Origin of the sequence: Vibrio sp. GLN_1 (assembly GCF_043106015.1) — a bacterium.
GTDB lineage: Bacteria > Pseudomonadota > Gammaproteobacteria > Enterobacterales > Vibrionaceae > Vibrio > Vibrio parahaemolyticus.
Window position 1 is genome coordinate 255,391 of the sequence record NZ_JBICMD010000007.1, and the last position, 22,656, is coordinate 278,046.

22 protein-coding genes are annotated in these 22,656 nt (G+C 47.5%); 13 read left to right on the forward strand and 9 right to left on the reverse strand.

From position 1 onward, the window contains the following. The first annotated feature begins 28 nt into the window (after nt 1-28). The 4 genes from ACF8OV_RS03800 (at nt 29) to ACF8OV_RS03815 (ending at nt 3,805) form a co-directional block, all read left to right on the forward strand. Nucleotides 29-487: a MarR family winged helix-turn-helix transcriptional regulator gene (locus ACF8OV_RS03800; protein ID WP_017447146.1), complete on the forward strand. Its 459-nt coding sequence runs from the start codon at nt 29-31 to the stop codon at nt 485-487. A gap of 273 nt (nt 488-760) precedes the next feature. Then, nucleotides 761-1,318, forward strand: a complete 558-nt coding sequence (gene ahpC / locus ACF8OV_RS03805) for an alkyl hydroperoxide reductase subunit C (protein ID WP_005395542.1) — start codon at nt 761-763, stop codon at nt 1,316-1,318. A 157-nt stretch (nt 1,319-1,475) separates the two neighbouring features. Next, entirely contained in the window at nt 1,476-3,044 is a 1,569-nt protein-coding gene (gene ahpF, locus ACF8OV_RS03810; protein ID WP_203503592.1) for an alkyl hydroperoxide reductase subunit F, read from the forward strand. 341 nt (nt 3,045-3,385) lie between these two features. Next, nucleotides 3,386-3,805, forward strand: a complete 420-nt coding sequence (locus tag ACF8OV_RS03815) for a VOC family protein (RefSeq protein WP_005484664.1) — start codon at nt 3,386-3,388, stop codon at nt 3,803-3,805. 76 nt (nt 3,806-3,881) lie between these two features. Here the strand turns inward: ACF8OV_RS03815 and ACF8OV_RS03820 are convergent, their stop codons facing one another. Then, on the reverse strand, nt 3,882-4,421 hold the full coding sequence (locus ACF8OV_RS03820; RefSeq protein ID WP_005484808.1) for a CAP domain-containing protein: 540 nt from the start codon (nt 4,419-4,421) through the stop codon (nt 3,882-3,884). Nucleotides 4,422-4,548: 127 nt separating this feature from the next. Continuing rightward, nucleotides 4,549-5,505 carry a LysR family transcriptional regulator gene (locus ACF8OV_RS03825; RefSeq protein ID WP_140242826.1) on the reverse strand — a complete coding sequence of 319 codons (957 nt, stop codon included), beginning with the start codon at nt 5,503-5,505 and terminating at the stop codon, nt 4,549-4,551. A gap of 126 nt (nt 5,506-5,631) precedes the next feature. Between ACF8OV_RS03825 and ACF8OV_RS03830 the strand changes: the two genes are divergently transcribed. From ACF8OV_RS03830 to ACF8OV_RS03845, 4 genes are all read left to right on the forward strand, one after another. Beyond that, nucleotides 5,632-6,318, forward strand: coding sequence for a DJ-1/PfpI family protein (locus ACF8OV_RS03830; RefSeq protein ID WP_140242825.1), 687 nt, complete (start codon nt 5,632-5,634; stop codon nt 6,316-6,318). Nucleotides 6,319-6,402: 84 nt separating this feature from the next. Continuing rightward, nucleotides 6,403-6,888 (forward strand): sigma-70 family RNA polymerase sigma factor, encoded by a 486-nt coding sequence (locus ACF8OV_RS03835; RefSeq protein ID WP_021450468.1) that lies wholly within the window; start codon nt 6,403-6,405, stop codon nt 6,886-6,888. A 201-nt stretch (nt 6,889-7,089) separates the two neighbouring features. Further along, the gene (locus ACF8OV_RS03840) at nt 7,090-7,785 is read left to right on the forward strand and encodes a VC0807 family protein (protein WP_005477491.1); all 696 of its coding nucleotides are present in this window, start codon (nt 7,090-7,092) and stop codon (nt 7,783-7,785) included. Nucleotides 7,786-8,054: 269 nt separating this feature from the next. Next, on the forward strand, nt 8,055-9,140 hold the full coding sequence (locus tag ACF8OV_RS03845; RefSeq protein WP_203503614.1) for a methyl-accepting chemotaxis protein: 1,086 nt from the start codon (nt 8,055-8,057) through the stop codon (nt 9,138-9,140). Nucleotides 9,141-9,161: 21 nt separating this feature from the next. On the opposite strand, the gene ACF8OV_RS03850 is transcribed toward ACF8OV_RS03845, so the two are convergent. Beyond that, the gene (locus ACF8OV_RS03850) at nt 9,162-10,094 is read right to left on the reverse strand and encodes a LysR substrate-binding domain-containing protein (RefSeq protein ID WP_140242823.1); all 933 of its coding nucleotides are present in this window, start codon (nt 10,092-10,094) and stop codon (nt 9,162-9,164) included. A gap of 115 nt (nt 10,095-10,209) precedes the next feature. Between ACF8OV_RS03850 and ACF8OV_RS03855 the strand changes: the two genes are divergently transcribed. Continuing rightward, entirely contained in the window at nt 10,210-11,523 is a 1,314-nt protein-coding gene (locus ACF8OV_RS03855) for a 6-phospho-beta-glucosidase (protein WP_129147303.1), read from the forward strand. 48 nt (nt 11,524-11,571) lie between these two features. On the opposite strand, the gene ACF8OV_RS03860 is transcribed toward ACF8OV_RS03855, so the two are convergent. Together ACF8OV_RS03860 and ACF8OV_RS03865 are read right to left on the reverse strand one after the other, a co-directional pair. Next, on the reverse strand, nt 11,572-12,564 hold the full coding sequence (locus ACF8OV_RS03860) for a zinc-dependent alcohol dehydrogenase family protein (RefSeq protein ID WP_203503617.1): 993 nt from the start codon (nt 12,562-12,564) through the stop codon (nt 11,572-11,574). A 25-nt stretch (nt 12,565-12,589) separates the two neighbouring features. Next, a complete protein-coding gene (locus ACF8OV_RS03865) occupies nt 12,590-13,468 on the reverse strand; it encodes a helix-turn-helix domain-containing protein (RefSeq protein WP_269646565.1) in 879 nt (292 codons plus the stop codon). Nucleotides 13,469-13,579: 111 nt separating this feature from the next. Between ACF8OV_RS03865 and ACF8OV_RS03870 the strand changes: the two genes are divergently transcribed. Further along, nucleotides 13,580-14,272, forward strand: coding sequence for an MOSC domain-containing protein (locus ACF8OV_RS03870; protein ID WP_193244445.1), 693 nt, complete (start codon nt 13,580-13,582; stop codon nt 14,270-14,272). A gap of 66 nt (nt 14,273-14,338) precedes the next feature. On the opposite strand, the gene ACF8OV_RS03875 is transcribed toward ACF8OV_RS03870, so the two are convergent. From ACF8OV_RS03875 to ACF8OV_RS03890, 4 genes are all read right to left on the reverse strand, one after another. After that, nucleotides 14,339-15,577, reverse strand: a complete 1,239-nt coding sequence (locus ACF8OV_RS03875; RefSeq protein WP_203503628.1) for a DEAD/DEAH box helicase — start codon at nt 15,575-15,577, stop codon at nt 14,339-14,341. Between the two features lie 207 nt (nt 15,578-15,784). Further along, nucleotides 15,785-16,972 carry a mannonate dehydratase gene (gene uxuA / locus ACF8OV_RS03880; protein ID WP_017447131.1) on the reverse strand — a complete coding sequence of 396 codons (1,188 nt, stop codon included), beginning with the start codon at nt 16,970-16,972 and terminating at the stop codon, nt 15,785-15,787. Between the two features lie 129 nt (nt 16,973-17,101). After that, nucleotides 17,102-17,893, reverse strand: a complete 792-nt coding sequence (locus tag ACF8OV_RS03885; protein ID WP_005461367.1) for an FCD domain-containing protein — start codon at nt 17,891-17,893, stop codon at nt 17,102-17,104. Between the two features lie 107 nt (nt 17,894-18,000). Next, complete coding sequence (locus ACF8OV_RS03890) at nt 18,001-18,984, reverse strand: TRAP transporter substrate-binding protein (RefSeq protein WP_005449968.1); 984 nt, start codon at nt 18,982-18,984, stop codon at nt 18,001-18,003. Nucleotides 18,985-19,305: 321 nt separating this feature from the next. Here ACF8OV_RS03890 and ACF8OV_RS03895 point away from each other — a divergent pair, with 321 nt between their 5' ends. The 3 genes from ACF8OV_RS03895 to ACF8OV_RS03905 are packed head-to-tail and all read left to right on the forward strand — an operon-like array spanning nt 19,306 to nt 22,649. Continuing rightward, nucleotides 19,306-19,821, forward strand: coding sequence for a TRAP transporter small permease (locus ACF8OV_RS03895; protein ID WP_017447129.1), 516 nt, complete (start codon nt 19,306-19,308; stop codon nt 19,819-19,821). Nucleotides 19,822-19,832: 11 nt separating this feature from the next. Beyond that, nucleotides 19,833-21,134, forward strand: coding sequence for a TRAP transporter large permease (locus ACF8OV_RS03900; protein WP_029843673.1), 1,302 nt, complete (start codon nt 19,833-19,835; stop codon nt 21,132-21,134). Nucleotides 21,135-21,185: 51 nt separating this feature from the next. Beyond that, nucleotides 21,186-22,649 carry a mannitol dehydrogenase family protein gene (locus ACF8OV_RS03905; protein WP_203503631.1) on the forward strand — a complete coding sequence of 488 codons (1,464 nt, stop codon included), beginning with the start codon at nt 21,186-21,188 and terminating at the stop codon, nt 22,647-22,649. Nucleotides 22,650-22,656: the final 7 nt, after the last annotated feature.

Here is a 22,656-nt window from a genome sequence, read left to right on the forward strand (position 1 = left end):
TTTTATCGCCTTTATCGAGATTAAGCCCATGAGCCAGTGTTACTCCCCAAGTACATTGAATGCAGACGAAAAATTGTTACTAGAGAATCAAGTCTGCTTTCCGCTATACAGCGCTGCGAACGCTGTGATTCGCGCGTACCGACCGTTGTTGGACGCACTTGATCTCACCTACTCGCAGTACTTGGTAATGATGGTATTGTGGGAAAAAGATGGCACGAGCGTAAAAGAGTTGGGCTCACAGCTTCACCTCGATTCAGGAACGCTCACCCCGTTGCTAAAACGCTTAGAAGCAAAAGGCTTTGTGAGCAGAGGAAGAAGTGAAACCGACGAGCGCGTACGCGTATTGAACCTTACTGAAGCAGGCAGAGCACTTAAAGATCAGGCGAAGTCCGTCCCTGATGCCATTGCCTGTAAGTTCACGTTGGATCTAGAAGAATTGGTGACGCTAAAAACGCTCTGCGAGAAAGTGCTCGATAAGCTCAGCTAACCGCCAAGCCCTTTATAAACTCCTCTCAATAGCTAAAAGCCTGCCATTGCAGGCTTTATTGATCTCATTGCTTTCAGACACTCTTTCTACTGCCATTCTTCAATAAAACCTATCAACTTCTCGCGTCTATAATCGGATTTCCCTATTAGCGAAAATAGGATTTGTCTATCAATAGGATAGTTACAAGCAATTTTCCTTAAACACAATCCGATGCGAATATACTTTCCGAAAGCAAGAACTGCTCACCCTAAAACATTCTGAGGAAAGTAAAAAATGATTAATACAAAGATCAAACCATTTGCAGCTACAGCATACAAAAACGGCGAATTCGTTGAAGTAACAGAACAAGATGTTCTAGGCAAATGGGCTGTATTCTTCTTCTACCCAGCAGACTTCACATTCGTATGTCCGACAGAACTAGGTGACCTAGCAGACCACTACGAAGAGCTACAAAAACGCGGCGTTGAAGTGTACTCAGTATCAACAGACACACACTTCACTCACAAAGCTTGGCACGATAGCTCAGAAACAATCGGCAAGATCCAGTACTACATGCTTGGCGACCAAACAGGCAACATCACAAACAACTTCGGTGTGATGCGTGAAGGTCAAGGCCTTGCAGACCGTGCAACGTTCCTAATCGACCCAGAAGGTACTATCCAAGCAATGGAAATCACTGCTGAAGGTATCGGTCGTGACGCAGAAGACCTACTACGCAAAGTGAAAGCAGCTCAGTACGTAGCAGCACACCCAGGCGAAGTTTGCCCAGCAAAATGGAAAGAAGGCGAAGAGACGCTAGCTCCTTCTCTAGACCTAGTAGGCAAAATCTAAGCCACTGAATTTAAGCTCAATTTGACATGCTAATTGACGCTTAACTTAGAGAGCATTCCAGGTTAGATACCTTGACGACCTTCTGCCTGGTTTGCTCTCTCCCTACTGATTTTATCCAGAGTAACCACTCTTTTGTTTATTTAAGGTAACAACAACTATGTTAGACCAAGCGATCCAACAACAACTCAAACAATATCTGGCTAATGTAAAAGAAGACGTTCGTCTAGTGGTTAGTCTAGATGAAAGCAAAGCATCGAATGACATTCTGTCTCTAGCGAACCAAATTGCAGAGATGAGCGACTTTATCACCGTTGAACGTGACGACAACGCAAGCGCACGTAAACCAGTGATGACGGTGACGAACCCAGTAAAAGGCACAGCACTCCGCTTTGCTGGCCTACCAATGGGTCACGAATTTACCTCTCTGGTACTGGCATTGCTGCACTCTGGTGGTCACCCAATCAAACTAGAGCCGGAAGTGATTGAACAAATCGCAGCGCTAGATAAAGAGTTGGAAGTTGAAGTGTTCATTTCACTGTCGTGCCAAAACTGTCCAGACGTGGTTCAAGCGTTCAACATGATGGCGGCGATCAACCCGAAAGTGAAAGCAACCATGATCGACGGTGCACTATTCCAAGATGAAGTGAAACAACGCGACATCATGGCAGTACCAAGCGTATTCGTAAACGGAGAGCTATTCGGTCAAGGCCGTATGTCTCTAACTGAAATCCTAAACAAAGTGGATGACGGTGCGAGCGAGAAAGCCGCCAAAGCACTGAACGAAAAAGACCCATACGACGTGCTAGTTGTCGGCGGTGGCCCTGGTGGTAGTGCAGCAGCACTATACGCAGCGCGTAAAGGTATTCGCACTGGTGTTGTCGCTAAACGCTTCGGTGGTCAGGTGATGGACACTATGGCAATCGAGAACTTTATCTCGGTAAAACGTACTGAAGGTCCAAAACTGGCGACTGACCTAGCAGAGCACCTAAAAGAATACGACGTAGACGTCGTGACTGAGCAACAAGCGCAAAAACTGATGGGCGCAGCACATACAGAAGATGGTTTGATTCACATCCAACTTGAAAGCGGCGCAACGCTGAAAAGTAAGAGTGTCATCCTAAGCCCTGGCGCACGCTGGCGTGAAATGAACGTTCCGGGTGAGCAAGAGTACCGCAACAAAGGCGTCGCGTACTGCCCACACTGTGACGGCCCGCTATTCAAAGGCAAGAAAACTGCGGTTATCGGTGGTGGTAACTCAGGCATCGAAGCGGCTATCGACCTAGCAGGTATTGTTGAGCACGTAACCGTTCTTGAATTTGCAGACGTACTTCGCGCAGACCAAGTGCTTATCGACAAAGCGAACTCTCTACCAAACATCGACATCATCACGATGGCGCAAACCACAGAAGTAGTGGGTGACGGTACTCGCGTAACAAGCTTGAAGTACAAAGACCGTAACACAGATGAAATCAAAGAGATTGAACTGTCAGGTATCTTTGTTCAAATCGGTCTAGTACCAAACACAGAATGGCTAAAAGATTCAGAAGTAGTGCTTTCTGAGCGCGGTGAAATTGAAGTTGGTAGCCGTGGTGAAACCAGCCTAGAAGGTGTCTTCGCAGCCGGTGACGCAACGACGGTTCCTTACAAACAGATCATCATTGCGATGGGTGAAGGTGCAAAAGCAAGCTTAGGCGCGTTTGACTACCTCATCCGTAAGCAAGGTTAATCTCCAAATTTCTTGAACACAAAGCGCACGGTGCAGTGTTTTCTTCCCCTGAAAACCAATCGGGGCAACGTGTAGAACGGAGTGGCAAGAAAGAAAAGCAAAAACCTAGAAGCCCAAAGACTTTGCCAGCAGGTACTAACTGCTGGCTTTTTTGGTTTTTGGGAGGGTTGCAAGCACATAACCCAACTCGCAGATTCAAAGTACCACCCCACCGAATCTCTCCATGTATCAAGCTCCAAAGACACCAACCCTAAAAAATTTAAAACAGCCCTTTACCTCGACTTAACTTGAGGTTTTAGCATGTTCATCGTTGGCTAGGAAATGACAAAAAGGAGCACATCATGATCCAACTAGAACATATTAATTTAGTCGTGAAAAACATCCCTGAAATGCTGAAGTTTTATCAAACTGCATTTCCACATTGGTACGTGCGTGACGAGGGAGAAGGTACATGGAGCGGCAAGCATAGAAACTGGCTGCACTTTGGCGACGAGTATCAATACATTGCGATGAGTGACCACGGTGAAGGTGAGAACCGCGAGTTGGGCGGCCATCAAGTTGGACTAGCGCATTTTGCTTATGTAACCAATAACGTCGATGCCATCATCAAAAGGCTGACCGATGCAGGTTACCCAATTGCCCAACCTGGGGCTGATGAGCCATACCGCAAGAATGTGTATTTTGTTGACCCTGCAGGTTTTGAGATCGAATTTGTTGAATACCTGACGGATGATCCAAAACTTCGTAACCTGACAAGCTAAAAAGGCTTAAATAACAAAACGTCAGCAGATGGTGACTGCTGGCGTTTTAGTTTATCTATCAGGTTTATTTATCGCATTAGCGCTGTTTGGCAAAAACCTGAGTCCAGTAATACCCGTAGCTTGCAGAGTGATTTTCGACAAGCGACGCGCCCATCTGATCGAAATCCGCACTCATGATATTGAGGCAGTGACCTTCGCTCGATAGCCAAGCATTGACGACGGCGTTAATGGAGCTTTGCCCTACGGCGACATTCTCACCAATAGCGCTCCAAGCATAGCCCGTTGCGTTGACTCGATCTGACAGCGTGCTGCCGTCAGAGCCTGTATGACTCATGAAATCGCTGTTCGCCATATCGCTCGAATGTCGATAAGCAGCGCTTTCCAAATCGTAGCTCCAAGTCAGAGCTCCAACAGGTGGCATGGTGGTTGCGCCACACTGTTGTTTGGTAGAGCGAGCACTGTTGACCGCTGCGAGCATCTGCTCGGCAAATGTACCTTGTGACGATGTGGAACCTGTGTTTTGAGAGCCGTTTTCTACAGGTGCTGACGACTCCCCGTCGCCGCCACATGCGCTGAGAAGTAGGGCCAAAGCAGGCACTAAGATCTTAGTTGGCATTGTCTTTCCTTTATGAGTGACGAAGAGCAAACTGCGCTTTTCGATAATAACGCCCAATAACCTAACAAAAACCAATAAAAGCACCATATGGCTTGGAGTGTTTTAACCAAAGACTCACATGAAGTTTTCAATCGCCTTGGTTCGGTTGGTAAATCGGCAACGTTTCAGCCCACGTATGGAATGGCGTTTCATCCATATCCTGTATTGCTTGAGTGATAAAATCGATGAACACCCTCACTCGGGCAGGCACATATTCCCGGTTAGCATAGAGAAGATACACGCCATTTCCTGCTTGACGCATGCTCGGAAATATCGGCACTAAACGCCCGGCTTTGAGCCAATCTCTCGCGATAAAGTGAGGAATCTGAGTTAACCCTAAGCCTTCTGCGCAAAGCTCTGCCATCGATTCGCCGTCGTTTACAATAAAATTTCTCTCGGGGTTGTTCTCACTTGTGCCGTCTGGTTCTGGCATCCGAATCGGCAACAGTTTCCCCGTTTGTTTAAAACGAAAACGAACCCAAGAATGGTCATTGAATGCGTCCGGGCCGCTCGGAACACCATGCCGTGTTAAGTAATCCTGACTGCCACAAATAATAAAATCGATAGGACTCAGCTGGCGCACGATCAACTGGCTGTCCTGAACGACACCAGAACGAATCGACACATCAATCCCTTGTTCAATAATATCAACGTAGGCGTCATCGTAATGAATATCGATAGTGATGCTGGGGTAGCGGCGGCAAAACTCTTTTAATAAAGGGCGAATGTAAAGGCGACCGTAGGAGACCGGCACATTAATCTTAAGCAGCCCTGAAAGCGCATCATTGTGGCTTTTTAAGGAATCCTCACACGCAGCCAGTTCGTCCAGTACAAACCTAGCGGTATTTGCGTATCGACGACCAGCTTCTGTCAGACGGATCTGTCGCGTAGAACGCTGGAACAGCTGTATTCCCAAGTCGCTTTCAAGACGATGGATTGCTTTACTCACTGTAGAAGGGTCTGTGCCATACGCTTTGGCGGCTGCAGCAAAACTGCCACCTTCTAAAGTAGCAATAAAAAATCGTAGGGACCGTATCTTATCCATAAAACTCGCACATTCCATTCGTGAACTTTCTTCACTTTAGTAAAGACAAACTGGCTCTTCAATCACCAATCAGCCCAAATATAATGAATCTCAATAACTTGATGCTCTGTTAGCGAGGAAAAAACAATGGGTAAAAATGGATTAAAGAATGCACTAAAACTACTAATAGCGACCTTAGTCCTATTCTTTGGGATGCTTCAAACGGCACATGCGGCGGATAAACGCATTGGCATTCTGGTTTATGACGGCGTACTGACCTCTGATGTCACTGCGCCTTTAGAGGTCTTTGGCGTCGCAAGTCGGCTGACTTGGTTTAGTGATTATGAAGTGCTCACCATTTCCGTCTCTGATCAGAAAACCATCACCACTGAAGAGGGATTAGAAATTGGTGTGGATGCTTGGATTGGCGATCAGCCAGAACTCGACGTGCTGGTTTTAACATCCAGCTACGACATGGATGCGCTAATCGAAAACAAGGATCTCATTCACTTTATTCAAACCACATCAAAGGCGGCAGATTGGATGGCAAGTAATTGCTCTGGTGCGTATCTATTGGCCGAGGCTGGCCTGTTAAACGGTAAGAAAGCGACGACGTGGGCAGGAGGTGAAAACGGATTACAAAAAGACTATCCAGCAGTTGATGTACAGTTCGACCAGAATTTTGTGGTTGATGATAGCATCATCACCTCAAACGGCAGCCTAGTCAGCTATCAGGCCGCCCTTAAATTACTGCATCTCATGACTTCGGAATCTAAAGCTCAAGAAGTCGCAGACGCCCTTCAATACTCACGTTTTTCTACTCAGCCATTTTAAACGGGCAAGGACGAAACCGCAGGTAACCTTCGATGTTTCAGAGGTTACCTTGCAGCCCACTTCTACACTTCAGGTCTTAATGTTATGGAAAAACAAAAACGTTACGAAGCACTGACGAAAGAGCGATACCAAGATATCTATCGTCTCGCATATTGGCTGTGCAAAGATCAACACATTGCTGAAGATTTGGCGCAAGAGACCTTCCTGAAAGCGTGGCGATTCTTTGATAACTTAAATGATCCCAACGCCGAGAAGCCTTGGCTCATCACTATTTTGCGTCGTGAGAATGCTCGGCGCTTTGATAGAAAACAGTTCGATTTTGTCGACATTGATGAGTGTGCAATACAGACAAAAACCTACCCCGGCAGTGACCACGACATGGCCCAAGATTGGCTTCAAAAACAAATGATGATTCTCAAACCCAAATACCGAGAGCCATTGCTCTTGAGCCTAGTGGCTGGGCTGAATCATGATGAGATTGCCCAAGCCTTGAGGCTCAATCACAACACGGTGGCGACTCGATTATTCAGAGCGCGCAACCAGCTCATCGCGCAGCAAGGAAACCATTAAGACAGAAGTTCCTACTGGTATGGAGCTCACCTAGCCACCAAAAAAACTTGGTCAATCATGCCAACTAACTGGCTATGCTCGGGTCTATTTCATAAGTCGTTACATAACTTGGTGCGTTAACGCTTTACATCTGGCGTTACTGGATGAACACTTCCACCCAAAGTACAATGGCAGCCGACATAATAGAGTCAGTAGGAAATTATGAGTAACACGACGGCGAAAAAGTCGAATCCCCTATTCGAGATCCTTTTTAACGTATTCATCCCTTCGTTCATCTTGATGAAATACAGTGGTGAAGAGCACCTAGGAACCGCAATGGCACTGGTTGTCGCTTTGCTCTTTCCTGTGGTTTACGGCGGTATGGATCTCATCCGCAACAAGAAATTTAACTTTATCTCAGCGCTTGGTTTTATCAGCGTATTATTAACTGGTGGCATCGGCTTGTTGGAGCTTGATACTCGCTGGTTAGCCTTGAAAGAAGCCTTGATTCCCGGCCTGATCGGCATCGCGGTATTGGGCTCCACTTTTACCCGCTACCCATTGATGCAAAAAATGGTATTGAACGACACGGTTTTGAACCTCGCATTGATTAACGAGCGTTTGAGAGAAAATGGTAAAACCGATGCGTTCGAACGTTGCCTAATGTCTTCGAACTACTTGTTCGCAAGCACCTTTGCATTCTCATCTGCAATGAACTACTTCCTTGCTACATGGATCGTCACCAGCCCATCAGGCACTGCGGCCTTCAATGAAGAGCTCGGTAAGTTGACACTTTACAGCTACCCAATGATCGCCATTCCTAGCATGTTGATGATGTTTGGTATTTTTTACTACATTTGGCGTCAAATTCGCGCGATGACGTCTCTTGAAACTGAACAAATTTTCCACATAAAGTAAAACCTCAGCACTCGAAATACTAAGGGGAAGGGCCCTCTTCCCCTATCTTCCACCCGCCCTTTTCTATTCCATAGCTTTCCATTTAGATTCGCTCATCCGTCACTCAGTGTTGACCACGTTCACATTGATAGGGGTGACTTTCGCTCTTTTTATGAAAACCCACATAAAAAATGTGACAAAAATGAACAAGTATATGAAAGTCATGGTGCATTGCTTATCCAACTGATTTAACATGAATTTTTTAAAACCTTGCTGCATTTATAAAAAACATGTTCGGATCAAAAAAATTAAAAATGGAAAATGAGGCGCTTAAGCAGGAATTAGCGAGCCTTAAAGACAAGTACCAAACCGACGTTGAGACGTTGGAATGTCAGTTAAAAGAAGCCAAACAACTACTGAACACAGCGCAACAGCGTTACGAAAGTAGCGACGAGTTGATGTCGAGCAGCTTGAAAGGCGGAGATATGCTCCAAACCATTCGCACAGCGATGGTCGAAAGCGCTCAATCTATGGCGCATGAAAACGAAGAGCTAAAGCTGCTTGATGATATGTTCAAGCAAACACATCAAGCACTCGCACGTCTGGATGACCGAGCGGTAAAAATCAGCTCACAAGCCACTCAAAGCATTGAATCTGTGCAGATATTAGATAGCACCGCGACTTCTATTTCCCACCTTGTATCTACTATCCAAGAGATTTCTGACCAAACGAACTTATTGGCTCTCAACGCAGCGATTGAGGCAGCACGCGCTGGTGAAGCAGGCCGCGGATTTGCCGTGGTGGCGGACGAGGTAAGAAATTTGGCAGGTAAAGCCAGTGAAGCGAGCGAACAAATTGATTCACTGGTTAATCAAGTGCTAACCCAAGTCAGCTCAATCAAAAGCGCGATTGATGAAAACCAAATCTGCGCAGAAGAAGTATCCGCCTCTTCGGCGCAAATTGGCTCAATCGTCAACGAGGTGGTTGTCAAATCAGAGCACATGAAACGGGTGATCCACTTTGCGTCTACCCGCTCTTTCCTCGATACGGTCAAGCTTGATCATGCCATTTGGAAAAACAACATCTATCGCTTGCTGCAAAGTGGCTCTTTTGGTGAAACCGTCAATAGCCATTCAGAATGTCGATTGGGCCAGTGGTACTACAGAGGTGACGGCAAAGCATATAGCCAACTAAGAAGCTACGCACAGCTCGAAGCGCCACACAAAGGTGTGCACGATAGCGGCCGTGATGCGATGAACCACGCGAAGTCAGGAAATATGGCCGGCATGGTGACCTCCATCAACTCGATGGAAGACGCGAGTGAGCAAGTGGTGATTCACATTGACCGCTTGATGGATGAAATCATCGCAAACTAAGACTTGTGCCTCCCTTTGTTTTTATTGCGATGCAAGGGGAGGTAGCTGCGTTTCTAGCCATTCGATAAACGCCGCATTTTTCGGTCTGTGCTGCTGGCCGTTTAAACAAATCAAATCGTACCCTCTCCCGGCGTTGACGCGTTCAAAAGGCGCGACCAGTTCTCCCTTTTCCAAACTGGTTTGCACCAAAGACGCCCGCGCCATTGCGATTCCCATGCTGTTTTTGGCGGCAATCATTGCCATATCGGCATGGTTAAAAAGGTAGGTTTTCTCCATCACATTAAGCGATTTCAGCTCAGAGTTGCTTTGGCTTGCTAACCAGCTCTGCCATTCATGATTTGGCTCGTTTGCTTCTAACGATTCTGTGCAATGGATAAAGGTCACGGCCTCAAATTGGCTGGCACTACTCATACCATCGGAGAAATGTATTTGGCTGTATTCAGGGCTACAAACCGGCATCAACTCTTCATCAAATAGCCTTTGATGATGGAACCCCGGATGCTCGCTGTCACTGTAGTAAATCGCAATATCAACGGGCTCATGTAAGAAATCTAATCGGCTTGCCTTTACTCGAAGCTTGATATTGAGAGAAGGATACAAACGCTGAAATTCCACCATACGCGGCAGTAACCAACTCTGTGCAAACGTGGGGGCCACGCCGATGTAAAGCTCGCCACGCAGCTCGTTGAATTTGATGTCTTCAAGTTCAGAGAAAATCACCTCAAACGATTGGTTAAGCGCGTGCAGTAACCGCTCTCCTTCTTTGGTCAGCTCTAATCGCCGAGTCATACGCACAAATAAGCTGAAACCCAGTTGTTCTTCCAGTGACTTAATGCGTTGGCTCACTGCCCCTTGGGTTATAAACAACTCTTCAGCGGCTTTGGTAAAACTCAGGCACTTACCAGCAACGGCGAAAGTGTACATGTTAGAGAGCATCTGCTGTTTTCTGTCCATCTTGGCACTCAACATAAATTAGAAAGGCTAATGCATAGCAAGTTTCAATTGGTTTGTATAGCGAATCACGATGCTTTTTAATCAAACTGTCTTATCCATAACGAGAAACAGCACGATGAAAAAGAATCTAAAAATTACCATTATTGGCGCAGGCTCCAGTTACACGCCTGAGCTTATCGAAGGTCTCATCAAGCGCAATCATGAACTGCCTATCGGCGAGTTGTGGTTGGTCGATATTGAAGATGGCAAAGAGAAAGTCAGCATCATTGGCGATTTAACGCGCCGTATGTTGGCGAAAAACAACCTGTCTCATATTGATGTTCACGTCACGCTGGATCGCAAACCCGCATTAAAAGACGCCGATTTTGTCTGTTCTCAATTTCGCGCGGGTTGTTTGGAAGGTCGCATCCGCGATGAACGCATCTCGCTTAAATACGGCATGATCGGTCAGGAGACCAATGGTTTAGGCGGTTTTGCTAATGCCTGTCGCACCATTCCTATCGCGCTAGAAATCTGTAAAGAGATGGAAGAATTATGTCCAGACGCTTGGCTGCTGAACTTTACCAATCCATCGGGCATGGTGACCGAAGCGATTCTCAAGCACACCAAAGTAAAAGCGGTCGGTTTGTGCAACGTGCCAGTGATCATGCAAAAAGGCATCGCGCAAATGCTGGGGGCTGACGAGCAAGACTTTGTATTGCAAGTCGCGGGTTTGAACCACTTTATCTGGGCGCGCCAGATCCTGCATGAAGGTCGCGATAAGCTGCAAGAGGTAGTCGAAGAGATCTTATCGGGCAACGATCCTCTCGTTCCACAAAACATTCCTCCATTCGAATGGCCAACAGAACTGCTGCATAATATGGGGATGATTCCATGCGCATACCTTCGCTACTACTACACCAGCGAAGACATCATGAAGCAGGAAATTGAAGAAGCGAACGGCGAAGGCACACGCGGCGAAGTGGTCAAAGCGATGGAGAAACGTCTGTTCGATATCTACCGCAACCCAGAGCTTAACGAGAAACCAAAAGAACTCGAAAAGCGCGGTGGCCAATATTACTCAGAAGCGGCCTGTGAGCTGATGAGCTCTATCTACAATGACAAACGCACCATCATGCACGTGAACACTCGCAACAACGGCGCGATTGCGGGCTTGCCGGACGACTGCACTGTGGAAGTCAGCTGTATGATCACCAAATCAGGGCCAGTAGCTTTGAATGTTGCGCCGTTCCCAACAGATACGCTGCGCCTGATTCAATTGATGAAGGATTTTGAATCACTAACAGTAGAAGCTGCGGTCACAGGCAACCGCAACGCGGCGCACCGAGCGTTGATTCTGAACCCACTGGTCACAACAGGAACGATTCTAGAGCAAGCATTGGAAGAAACGATTCAAGCGAACCTCGATTACATGCCGCAGTTTCGTTAATCCTAACTAAAATGCAAAAGGGATGGTGAGTGCCATCCCTTTTTGTGTTCACATGGTTAGAATAATCTTGCCACTCCGCGCTAGTGATTTTTTTTCAATTTGTTCAATCGCAGTTTGAAATGCTTCTAACGGTAAGTAGTGTGCAACTGCGAGCTTTATATCATTGGCAATAAAGTGTTTTAACATTTCAGCGAATACCGTCTTTCTCCCGCCTTTGCCTACCGATTCTTCCCAATACCGCAAAAAGAAGGTACTAAAGTCGATGTTGTTGGCCTTCATGGACTCAAAAAACACGGGCGTATAAGGCGCTAACGACAATGTTCCGTAGTTGATGTATTGGCCATTTTCTTTCAAGGTACGAATGAGATCTGTGCCAGCCTCACCGCCTATCGCATCCAAAGCGACCGTTGGTTGTGGCAGTTTGCGCGTTTGCAGTTGCGCGTGTAAGTCTTTCTTCGCGTCCAACACTGGAATTGTATCGTACGGATACTCTTCTGGCTTTGAAGTCACAGCAATCAGTGTAAAACCCAGTGAATGAGCGAGCTGGGCAAATATCTTACCGATCGCTGACCCTGCCGCATTGATGATCACCACATCACCTTTGTTCAACTTAGCCACTTTAGTGGTGATAACCCACGCGGTTAGCGCGTTGATGTACAACTGGCAGGCATAGCCGTTATCCAAACTTTCAGGTAGCGGAAAAAGATTCTCGGGCGAAGCATCGATGTAGTATTGCCAAGTACCACTCATCGCTACCAGCACTTTTTGCCCAACTTGAAAGCCAGTTTGACCAACAGCACTGACTTCCACCACACGCCCAACCGCTTCAAACCCCGGCACGCGAGGTGGTACGTGAGCGCGGCGGTATTGCCCAACTCCATGAATGGAAAGCAAGTCACTTGGGTTAATATTGGTGGCTTCCAGTCGCACCCGAACCTTGCCCTGAGCAAGCGGTTTTAGGGGCACTTTTTCCAACGACAGCGACGTTTTGGGTTGACCAAAACAGAATTGATTAACTCGTGTATTTATCGTTGGTGCCATTGTTACTCATACCATGTAATTGAAATTAAAAAGGGACGTTTCTTGGCTTCTTCTCAAAAGCATTAAGTGAAGTCGAAGATCTGTATTTCGACCTGCGCGATGCGCCGTTCACTCTAAACTGTTGTGGCGTCATATCAAAATAGGCTTTAAATGCTTTGATGTAGGATGAGTCATTTTGATAACCCACTAGGTCTGCAATGGCTTGGATTGGCAACGATTCATCTAACAAAGAAAGCGAGTAAATTAGCCGAATTTGTTGCCGCCAAAGCAGAAATGAAGTGTTGAATTCCTTGGCGAACAACCGTGATAAAGTGCGCTCAGACGCGCCAATTTTCTCCCCCCACTTTTTTAGCGAACAGCTCAACGCCGGCTCGTCGGTCAGTTGCTCGAAAATCAGTTTTAGTCGTCTGTCTTGTGGCAGTAATAACTGAAATGTCTGCACGTTGCTTTTCAAAATTTGATCATGCAGCACCGCAAGCAAGCGCGACACTTCCCCATCACTTACACCCCCTTCGCACTGGCGGCGAATTTCCTGTAGCAGCTCATTTAAAAACGGCGTGAGCGTAATGGTTCGCACTTGATACTGATACTCGGTTCCAAAAGCCGGATTGAGGTAGATGCCAACAAACGTGGTATGACTTAGCGCGATAGATTCATGTTGAATGCCCGCAGGAACAAACAGCGCAGAGGTATGGGGCACAAGGTGCTGGTAGTGATCGGTTTGGGTTTGCAAAAGCCCTTTGATCGGGAAAATGACTTGATGCCAGGTATGTTCGTGCATCGCATCTATGTAACCTTTGGGCATGTCGATGGTTTTAACCAATGCAGGAGAATGGGGATTCGCGGCCATCATCTCATTGGAGGTGGTGACGCCTGACTTCGAATCAATTTGGCGAGTTAGCATTGTTGATTGTCTTTTCATCCCTATTCCGACACAAGTTCTCTAGGCTATCATGCTCCGCATCGTGAATGAAGGTAAACACTTTATCTCTCATTCAAATAACAAGGAGGTTACATGAAGAAAATCGGCGTCGTAAAAGCTGTGCTAGCAGGGAAAACCGTCCCTTATGCTCATGGAGCGCAAAGCGCTATCAACAAACAAGTGCTGCCTGAGCGCCAGCACGCAACAGAGCTCGGTTTTATCAGTGATGAGCAAGGCGATCCGCGCTTTCATGGTGGCATTCAAAAAGCGCTTCATATTTACCCAAGCGAACACTACCCAATCTGGCAACAAGAATTAGGCGAAAGAACTATTTTCCAATCCGCCGGCGGCTTTGGCGAAAACATCAGCTCCGAAGGCGTAACCGAATCCACGATTTGCTTGAAAGATAAAATTCGCATTGGCTCAACACTACTGGAAGTGTCGCAAGGTCGCATGCCTTGTTGGAAGCTTAACATACGCTTTGACCAACACGACATGGCGAGAAGACTGCAAGATACGCTTCGAACAGGCTGGTATTTCCGAGTGCTGGAAGAAGGCGATATCGGTGCAGGTGACGAGATTATTCTGTGCGAAAGACCTTATCCAGAATGGCCACTGGCTCGCATCATGGGCGCGGTTTTCACTGGCTGCCTGGATAAAACAGAGCTAAGCCAACTGGCAGAACTTCCATTGGTTGAATCTTGGGGCAAGTTGGTCGAGCGCCGCCTAGAAACTGGCGAAGTTGAAGATTGGGAAATGCGCTTGGTTGGCCCAACTGTGGGTTAACACCCCAAAGTAAAATTTTAAGCCACGCTCTGAACCGACTATGCCGTCAGAGCGTGGTTTTTTGGTTTACTTCGCACTCGGGGCTGGGCGTTTCGACTTACCTTGGAACTGCTTAATGCTCTTCTTAGCATTAGTTCGGCGGTTGGCTTTTTTATCGCGTGGCGCGCGTTTGCTCTCGCCAGTTGATGGCTTATCCGTTACTGGAAAACCTTCCAGATCTTGCACTGGCAATGCACGTTGAGTCAGGTGACGAATCGCGTTTAGTGCGTCCATTTCACCATGACATACCAATGACATCGCCACACCTTGTTCGCCTGCGCGAGCGGTACGTCCTACTCGGTGAACATAAGTTTCTGCATGCATTGGCAGTTCAAAGTTGATCACTACAGGTAATTGCTCAATGTGAATGCCGCGCGCTAGTAGATCGGTGGCAATCAACACCTGAATTTGCCCAGATTTAAACTGCGCCAGTGCTTCTTCTCGCTCTGCTTGGCTCTTGTCACCATGCAGTGCATTGGTTGAGATGCCCGCTTTATTCAGCTTTTTCGCTAAGCCATCTGCGTTCTCTTTCGCACCAATAAAGACTAACGCCAGAGTCCACGCGTTTTTTTGAATCAGTTCAATCAATGCCTTGGTTTTACTGCCTTTGTTGACGAGGTACAGCGTTTCAGCAATATCTTGGTTGGTGCTGTTTTCTTGATGCGCTGCGACTTGCTTTGGTGCCTGCATAAGCAGCTTCGCTTTACCCTTCAACTCATCTGAAAACGTTGCCGAGAACATTGCCGTTTGACGCTGGTTTGAAATCTGCCCTGCAATATTTTGTACGTCAGGCCAAAAGCCCATATCCAACAGACGATCCGCCTCATCCAACACTAGGTGATGGATATTGCTTAGGTCTAAACCGTTGTTCGCCAGATCAACCAAACGACCGGTTGTGGCAACAAGAATGTGAGAGTTTGTCGCTAGTGCTTGCAGTTGCTGCTCTTTGTCCACACCACCGCACAAACACACCGCGTTAAGGCCAAGAGCTTGACCAACTTGGTTAATCGCCTCGCTCACTTGTGTCGCCAGCTCGCGCGTTGGTACCAAAATCAGCGCTTTTTGCTCAGGATTGACACCTAGCTTTTCCAACAAAGGCAAACCATACGCAAGGGTTTTGCCGCTGCCCGTATTTGCCAAAGCCAATAGATCTTGACCAGCCAACAGCTCAGGAATGGCCAACGCTTGAATATCGGTCGGTTTCTTGAAGTCTTTTGGCAGGGCGTGAATCAGCTCAGAACTCAATGAGAGAGTAGAAAATGGCATTAGCGAAACCTTGTACTTTTGGTTGAAGAAGCAATAAAAACAATGAAGATGCGGTAAAACGCAGGCGCGGACTTTATCACAATCTGTTAGGTGAACCATCCTATTTTAGGCGCTTAAACCAAACGTCGCCTATGCAAATCGTCAGAAAACAAAAAAGCGCCGAGCCGAAACCCTGCGCTTTTAAAAACGGTTTTACATTGTAAATCGTTACTTGGTGTAGAACGCGCGTTTTAGTGCCATCTCTAAGCCGCGAACTTCAGCCAAACCTTTCAAGCGACCAATAGCGGAGTAGCCTGGGTTGGTTTTCTTCTTCAGGTCATCCAACATTTGGTGGCCGTGATCCGGGCGCATTGGAATCAAACGATGGTCGCCCACTTCTGCGCGGCGCTGTTCTTCATCCAGAATCGCCATCACCACGTTGTACATATCCACATCGCCATCCAGGTGAGCCGCCTCGTGGAATGTCATTGGGTTGCTTTCTTCACGCTTGGTGGAACGCAAGTGGGTGAAGTAAATGCGCTCGCCGTGCTTTTTGATCATCTTCACTAAGTCGTTGTCACCACGCACACCGTAAGAGCCGGTACACATGGTCAAACCGTTCATTTTGCTTGGCACTTTTTCGGTCAACCAATCAATATCTTCGATGGTTGAAACGATACGCGGCAAGCCAAGAATTGGGCGCGGTGGATCGTCTGGGTGCACCGCGAGTTTCAAGCCGTGCGCCTCACACACAGGCATCAGTTGCGACAAGAAATACGCCATATGCTCACGCAGTTTGTCTTTGCTAATGCCTGCGTAGCGGTCGAGTTGCGCTTGGAACTCTTCTAGCGTGTAACCTTCTTCTGCGCCCGGCAAACCAGCAATGATGTTGCTTGTCAGTTGTTGAATTTGATCCGCCGTCATGTTGTTGAAGTATTCAAGGGCTTGCGCTTGCTCAGCTTCGGTATAATCCGCTTCTGCGCCCGGACGCTTAAGAATATGCAGCTCAAATGCCGCAAAAGCGATTTGGTCAAAACGTAGCGCTTTAGAGCCATCCGGCATTTCAAATTCGAGGTCTGTACGTGTCCAGTCGAGTACTGGCATAAAGTTGTAGCAGACAGTATCTACGCCGCACTCAGCAAGATTACGCAGCGTTTGTTTGTAGTTGTCGATCCATTGTTGGAAGTTGCCCGTCTGAGTTTTGATTTCTTCGTGAACAGGAACACTTTCAACCACCGACCACGTTAAGCCTTTCTCTTCGATGATGGCTTTACGTTTTAAAATCTCTTCTTTAGACCACACTTCACCATTTGGAATGTGATGCAAGGCATTCACAATGCCTGTTGCGCCTGCTTGACGAATATCGTCTAGCGACACAGGGTCATTCGGACCGTACCAACGCCAAGTTTGTTCCATGACACTCACCTTTTTTAAGACGCACTCAGCCCGCTCGAATTTATCAAGCTAAGTGCACAACGACTTCTTAATATGCAGCCACGATAATGCAGCTGCGCTGACTAGAGCCGACCGAAGCCGGCAATGTGGTTAACCGTTTTCAGCACCCTGCAGAACAACAGGGTTGGAACTGAATAAGTAACCATCAAAATTCGGGTCATCGATGTCAGACAGCTCCAACAGGCGCTGTTTAACGTTTTCAAGGTGTTGCCACATGGCATTTTTTGCAGCGATTGGATCTTTACGCTGCAATGCGGCAAGGATTTTGGCGTGATCGTCTAACCACTCTTCACGGTAGTCTTGACCAGCAATGTGAGAATGAAGTTTCTTCCACATTGGGCTGCTCTCGCGTCGCTCCCAAGATTGCTTCAACATGTCCACCAGCACAGAGTTTTGAGTTGCCTCTGCAATGCACATGTGAAACTTCTCATCACCGTTGCAATCTGCGGTGCCACTGGCAAGTTCTTCTCGTTCTAACTCAAGGGCTGCACGCATTTTCACGATGTCGCCAGGCGTTACTTGCATCGCTGCAAATTCCGCAATGTTACTTTCAAGCAACTGGCGAGCTTGGAGCATTTCAAACGGACCGGCATCATCGCTGATCACGTTCTCACGGGAGTTCGGTTGAGATGGAATATTGATGACATACACTCCAGAACCTTTCTTCACTTCGACAAGGTTTTCCAGCTCCAGCATGATGATCGCTTCACGCACTACTGTGCGGCTAACGTCGAGACGTTCTGCGATATCGCGCTCAGGCGGCAGCCTATCTCCGACCACGTAACGGCCATTGATAAGTTCTTGTCTAAGGACTAAACCGATCTCTTGATACGGTCTTTTCGGTTCAAAAGGCATCATGATGATATTATCACTATATTCCATCTAACTTCTCACGCCATCATAACGACCAATAACAATTGGTCAACCTCTATGTACCAGAATGTGGTAACACCTTGTTTTCGATTGTTTATTACTAATTACTTTGTGAATTACTTAACTGCTTTGATCTTCTCAACCAGTTCATTTAATTCAGGATTTGTCTTTTCTAAGTCCGCGTACATTGGTTGAACCGCTTCAACGAATGCCGCTTTATTTGGTTCAACAAAAGTTACGCCCATCTTTTCAGCTTTTGTACGCTCTTTTGCTTCTGACTCAGCCCACAACTTCTTCATGTATTCAGAAGAGTCTGCTGCTGCTTTCATCAGTGCTTTTTGTTGCTCAGGTGTTAGCTTGTCGTACGTTTTAGTCGAAATAACCAATACGTCTGGCACCATGGTGTGCTCGTCTAGGCTGAAGTATTTCGATACCTCACTGTGACGGCTCAAGCTAAATGATGGGATGTTGTTTTCCGCAGCATCCACCACGCCTTGTTGTAATGCTGTGTATAGCTCACCGTATGCCAATGGTGTCGGGTTACCACCTAACGCTTTTACCATCGCAATAGCAGATGGGCTCGGCTGTACACGTACTTTCAGACCTTTTAGATCTTCCGGCGTATTGATTGGTTTGTTGGTGTAAAAGCTACGTGCGCCCGCATCGTAGTAAGTCACACCAATAAAGCCGCTGTCCGCTGAAGAATTCAGGATTTCACGACCCACTTCCCCGTCTGTCACTTTGTAGTAGTGGTCTTTATCGCGGAACAAGTAAGGCATGTTGAATGCTGCGTAAGCAGGGGAGAAAGCTTCCAATTCTGCCGCGTTGCTCTTCACCATATCCAGAGCACCGTTTTGCATCAGCTCCATCGATTCACGCTGAGTGCCTAACTGCGCATCAGGGTAGATACGGATACGAACTTCCCCGTCTGTCATTTCACGAACTTCTTTTGCCATAAAGTCCATTGCTTTATGTACTGCATGGTCACGAGGGTGGTTGTGACTTAGCTTCAAAGTGGTCGCAGCATAAGCAGAAGCAGTGGCGCCGAAGGTCATTGCAGCACCTACTACAGCGCTTAAAAGAGTCTTACGCGTCATCATTGTTCTATTCTCCTTGGATTGGTTATCCAATATGTAGGGTAGTTTTAATTTTTCACGGTATTTCTTGTTTCGAGGTCATTATTGGCGATCGAAAAACCTATCGTCAAAACAAAAAAGCAAATTGATTGACCAAAATCACACTAATTACCCTTAAATTGGTTAACCAATTCATTTGTGAAGCTGCTCACGTGACAACCAAATCGCCTAACTTATAATCCACTCAGAACAACATGCTTATTTTGAGACCCTACACAAATACGCTCGCCCACATTGGTAAACCAATTGTTATGCAGTCCGCGTGTTTACTTTAAGGAAATGAAAATGAATAAACTGGTCACGTATATCAACAGGGGGTTGGCAGCATTTACTGTCTCTCTTTCGACCTTTCTTGTCTTCTGCGTGGTTTGGCAGGTGCTTTCACGCTACGTACTCGGTAAACCAAGCACCGTCACGGATGAACTGGCTCGCTATCTCTTTATGTGGGTGGCGCTTATTGGTGCCGCTTACACCACAGGTCTCAAACGTCACCTCGCCATTGACCTTTTGACGATGAAACTCAAAGGCAAGAAAAAACTGGTTAATGAAATCGTCATCCAAGTGGCCATTGCGCTCTTCTCTTATGTGGTGTTGGTCCACGGCGGAACACAATTAGCACTCAAAACATTGGCCACTGGCCAGCTAACCCCGGCATTGGGCCTAGAGATGGGCTACATCTATTTCTGCCTGCCTATCAGTGGCGCACTGATGATCTTTTATTCCGTGATTTTCGCTTATGAGCGCGTCAAACAATTAATGTCTGGTGAAGCCCTACTCACCGACACCCAACTTGATCAATAGAGGGTTCCACAATGGAATGGCAATTAATTCTTACCCTATTCGGTAGCTTCGCAGTCCTGCTTGCGATTGGTGTACCGGTTTCCTTCGCCATTGGTCTTTCTTCACTGGCAACCATTTTAATGGGCCTACCATTAGAGCCTGCGATTGCGGTTGTCGCTCAGCGCATGGCAGCAGGTCTTGATAACTTTGCTCTACTGGCGATCCCGTTCTTTATCTTGGCGGGTAACATTATGAACCAAGGTGGTATCGCACTGCGCCTGATTAACTTTGCCAAAGTGTTAGGTGGCCGTCTTCCTGGTTCCCTAGCGCACGTGAACGTGATGGCGAACATGATGTTTGGCTCAATTTCTGGCTCAGCCGTCGCATCTGCCGCAGCGGTTGGCGGCACTATGTCGCCACTGCAAAAGAAAGATGGCTACGATGAAAACTTTTCTGCCGCGGTAAACATCACTTCTTGTCCATCGGGTTTGTTGATCCCGCCAAGTAACACCTTGATCGTGTTCTCGTTAGTCTCTGGCGGTACCTCTATCGCGGCGCTGTTCCTCGCTGGTTACATTCCGGGCATCTTGATGGGTCTGAGCATCATGGTGGTGGCTGGGCTCATCGCCAAACGTCGTGGTTACCCAATTGCTGCTCGCCCAACGCTAGCGATGGTTTGGGATACATTTCTAAAAGCGGCGCCTTCACTGGCTCTGATTGTGGTCATCATGGGTGGCATCATCGGCGGTATCTTTACAGCTACCGAAGCCTCTGCCATCGCCGTGGTCTACACCTTTGTTTTGGCGGTGTTGGTGTATCGCGAAGTGAAATGGCGAGATCTTCCTAAGATCATTTTGGAATCTGCCGTCACCACATCGATTGTTTTGCTGTTGGTTGGCGCGTCTATGGGCATGTCTTGGGCGATGGCGAATGCCGACATTCCATACATGATTGCCGATGCGCTGCTGGCGATCTCTGACAACCCAATGATGATTCTGCTCATCATCAACATCATCTTGCTGATTGTCGGTATCTTCATGGATATGACGCCAGCGGTACTGATCTTCACGCCGATCTTCCTGCCAATCGCGCTGGATATGGGCATCGACCCGGTTCACTTCGGCATCATGATGACCTTCAACTTGGCGATCGGCATCTGTACTCCACCGGTAGGTAGTGCGTTGTTTATCGGTTGTTCTGTGGCGAATGTTGCGATCGACAAAGTGATCAAGCCGCTTCTGCCATTCTACGTTGCACTGATTGCGGCCCTAATGGCGGTGACCTTTATTCCTGAACTCAGTCTGTTCTTACCAAAACTGGTCCTAGGCTACTAACTCTTTCAATGAATCATCCCGCAGAGCACTCTGCGGGAGAAGGGAAATAAAATGAAAACCATTGCAAACTCCACCCTAAATGCTGCTGTTTCGCTGCCAGATTACGACCGTTCTACACTCAAAAGCCGTATTATTCACCTTGGTTTCGGTGCTTTCCACCGAGCGCACCAAGCACTGTTCACCAATGAAATGCTGAGCAAAACGGGCTCGGATTGGGGCATTTGCGAAATCAACCTATTTGGCGGTGAAGAGTTAATTCAATCGCTGCGCGCGCAAGATCACCTCTACACGGTGGCAGAAAAAGGCGCAGAATCGACCGAAGTCAAAGTGATTGGCTCGGTGACGGAATCACTGCACCCACACTTGGACAGCATCGAAACTGTTCTCGAAAAAATGGCCGAGCCACAAGTGGCGATCGTTTCAATGACGATAACCGAGAAAGGCTACTGCGCCGACCCTGCAACGGGCACGCTGGATAAAAACAACCCGCTAGTCATTGCTGACCTTGCCAACCCAACGGAGCCAAAATCGGCACTAGGTTACATCGTGCAAGCACTGAAGATACGTCGTGAACGCGGCCTAACGCCATTTACCGTGATGTCTTGCGATAACGTGCAAGAGAACGGTCACGTAGCAAAAGCAGCGGTACTGGAATTTGCTCAACTGCTTGACCCAGAATTGCGCGACTGGATTGAAACCAACGTTACCTTCCCTTGCACCATGGTTGACCGCATTGTGCCAGCAGCAACCGAAGAGACACTGACCGAAATCGCTGAGCTACTTGGCTGTGAAGATCCATGTGGCATCGCTTGTGAACCTTTCCGTCAATGGGTTATCGAGGACAAGTTCGTGGCTGGTCGTCCAGATTGGAATGTGGCTAGCGCAGAATTTGTTGCCGACGTTGTGCCTTACGAAGAAATGAAGCTGCGCATGCTAAATGGTAGCCACTCGTTCCTAGCCTACCTAGGCTACCTTGGTGGTTACGCGCACATCTCTGACACCATGACAGACGAAGGCTACCGCAAAGCGGCATTCGACATGATGATGCAAGCACAAGCCCCTTCACTGACCATGCCAGAAGGCACCGATTTAGAAGGCTACGCCAAGCTGCTTATCGAGCGCTTCACTAACCCAAGCTTGAAACACAAAACATGGCAAATCGCGATGGATGGCAGCCAGAAGATCCCGCAACGCATGGGTGGCAGCTTGCGATTCCACCTTGCTCAAGGCTCTAACTTCTCTTGGTTGGCAACAGCAATTGCAGGTTGGATGCGCTACGTATCCGGCGTGGACGAGCAAGGCAATGACATTGATGTGCGCGATCCAATGGCAGAGACACTGCGTCAGATCTGCGACCAACATGGCTTGAACGTTTCTGTGGTGCCTGCGTTGCTCGCAGTTGAAGCCATCTTCCCTGCAGAGCTTGGTCAAAACCCACAAGTGATTGATGCGGTGAGCAGCGCTTACCAATCGCTAATCGATAACGGTGCTCGTGCCACTGTCGCTGCATTGTAATAGGAGT

What these genes read in the sequence shown, in the direction of transcription:
- ahpF (WP_203503592.1), top strand. Translation starts at nt 1,476, where the DNA reads ATGTTAGACCAAGCGATCCAACAACAACTCAAACAATATCTGGCTAAT.
- ACF8OV_RS03835 (WP_021450468.1), top strand. Translation starts at nt 6,403, where the DNA reads ATGGAAAAACAAAAACGTTACGAAGCACTGACGAAAGAGCGATACCAA.
- ACF8OV_RS03860 (WP_203503617.1), bottom strand. Translation starts at nt 12,564, where the DNA reads ATGGCACCAACGATAAATACACGAGTTAATCAATTCTGTTTTGGTCAA.
- ACF8OV_RS03850 (WP_140242823.1), bottom strand. Translation starts at nt 10,094, where the DNA reads ATGGACAGAAAACAGCAGATGCTCTCTAACATGTACACTTTCGCCGTT.
- ACF8OV_RS03840 (WP_005477491.1), top strand. Translation starts at nt 7,090, where the DNA reads ATGAGTAACACGACGGCGAAAAAGTCGAATCCCCTATTCGAGATCCTT.
- ACF8OV_RS03800 (WP_017447146.1), top strand. Translation starts at nt 29, where the DNA reads ATGAGCCAGTGTTACTCCCCAAGTACATTGAATGCAGACGAAAAATTG.
- ACF8OV_RS03905 (WP_203503631.1), top strand. Translation starts at nt 21,186, where the DNA reads ATGAAAACCATTGCAAACTCCACCCTAAATGCTGCTGTTTCGCTGCCA.
- ACF8OV_RS03870 (WP_193244445.1), top strand. Translation starts at nt 13,580, where the DNA reads ATGAAGAAAATCGGCGTCGTAAAAGCTGTGCTAGCAGGGAAAACCGTC.
- ACF8OV_RS03895 (WP_017447129.1), top strand. Translation starts at nt 19,306, where the DNA reads ATGAATAAACTGGTCACGTATATCAACAGGGGGTTGGCAGCATTTACT.
- ACF8OV_RS03855 (WP_129147303.1), top strand. Translation starts at nt 10,210, where the DNA reads ATGAAAAAGAATCTAAAAATTACCATTATTGGCGCAGGCTCCAGTTAC.
- ACF8OV_RS03830 (WP_140242825.1), top strand. Translation starts at nt 5,632, where the DNA reads ATGGGTAAAAATGGATTAAAGAATGCACTAAAACTACTAATAGCGACC.
- ACF8OV_RS03900 (WP_029843673.1), top strand. Translation starts at nt 19,833, where the DNA reads ATGGAATGGCAATTAATTCTTACCCTATTCGGTAGCTTCGCAGTCCTG.
- ACF8OV_RS03890 (WP_005449968.1), bottom strand. Translation starts at nt 18,984, where the DNA reads ATGATGACGCGTAAGACTCTTTTAAGCGCTGTAGTAGGTGCTGCAATG.
- ACF8OV_RS03845 (WP_203503614.1), top strand. Translation starts at nt 8,055, where the DNA reads ATGTTCGGATCAAAAAAATTAAAAATGGAAAATGAGGCGCTTAAGCAG.
- ACF8OV_RS03815 (WP_005484664.1), top strand. Translation starts at nt 3,386, where the DNA reads ATGATCCAACTAGAACATATTAATTTAGTCGTGAAAAACATCCCTGAA.
- uxuA (WP_017447131.1), bottom strand. Translation starts at nt 16,972, where the DNA reads ATGGAACAAACTTGGCGTTGGTACGGTCCGAATGACCCTGTGTCGCTA.
- ACF8OV_RS03820 (WP_005484808.1), bottom strand. Translation starts at nt 4,421, where the DNA reads ATGCCAACTAAGATCTTAGTGCCTGCTTTGGCCCTACTTCTCAGCGCA.
- ACF8OV_RS03885 (WP_005461367.1), bottom strand. Translation starts at nt 17,893, where the DNA reads ATGGAATATAGTGATAATATCATCATGATGCCTTTTGAACCGAAAAGA.
- ahpC (WP_005395542.1), top strand. Translation starts at nt 761, where the DNA reads ATGATTAATACAAAGATCAAACCATTTGCAGCTACAGCATACAAAAAC.
- ACF8OV_RS03875 (WP_203503628.1), bottom strand. Translation starts at nt 15,577, where the DNA reads ATGCCATTTTCTACTCTCTCATTGAGTTCTGAGCTGATTCACGCCCTG.
- ACF8OV_RS03865 (WP_269646565.1), bottom strand. Translation starts at nt 13,468, where the DNA reads ATGCTAACTCGCCAAATTGATTCGAAGTCAGGCGTCACCACCTCCAAT.
- ACF8OV_RS03825 (WP_140242826.1), bottom strand. Translation starts at nt 5,505, where the DNA reads ATGGATAAGATACGGTCCCTACGATTTTTTATTGCTACTTTAGAAGGT.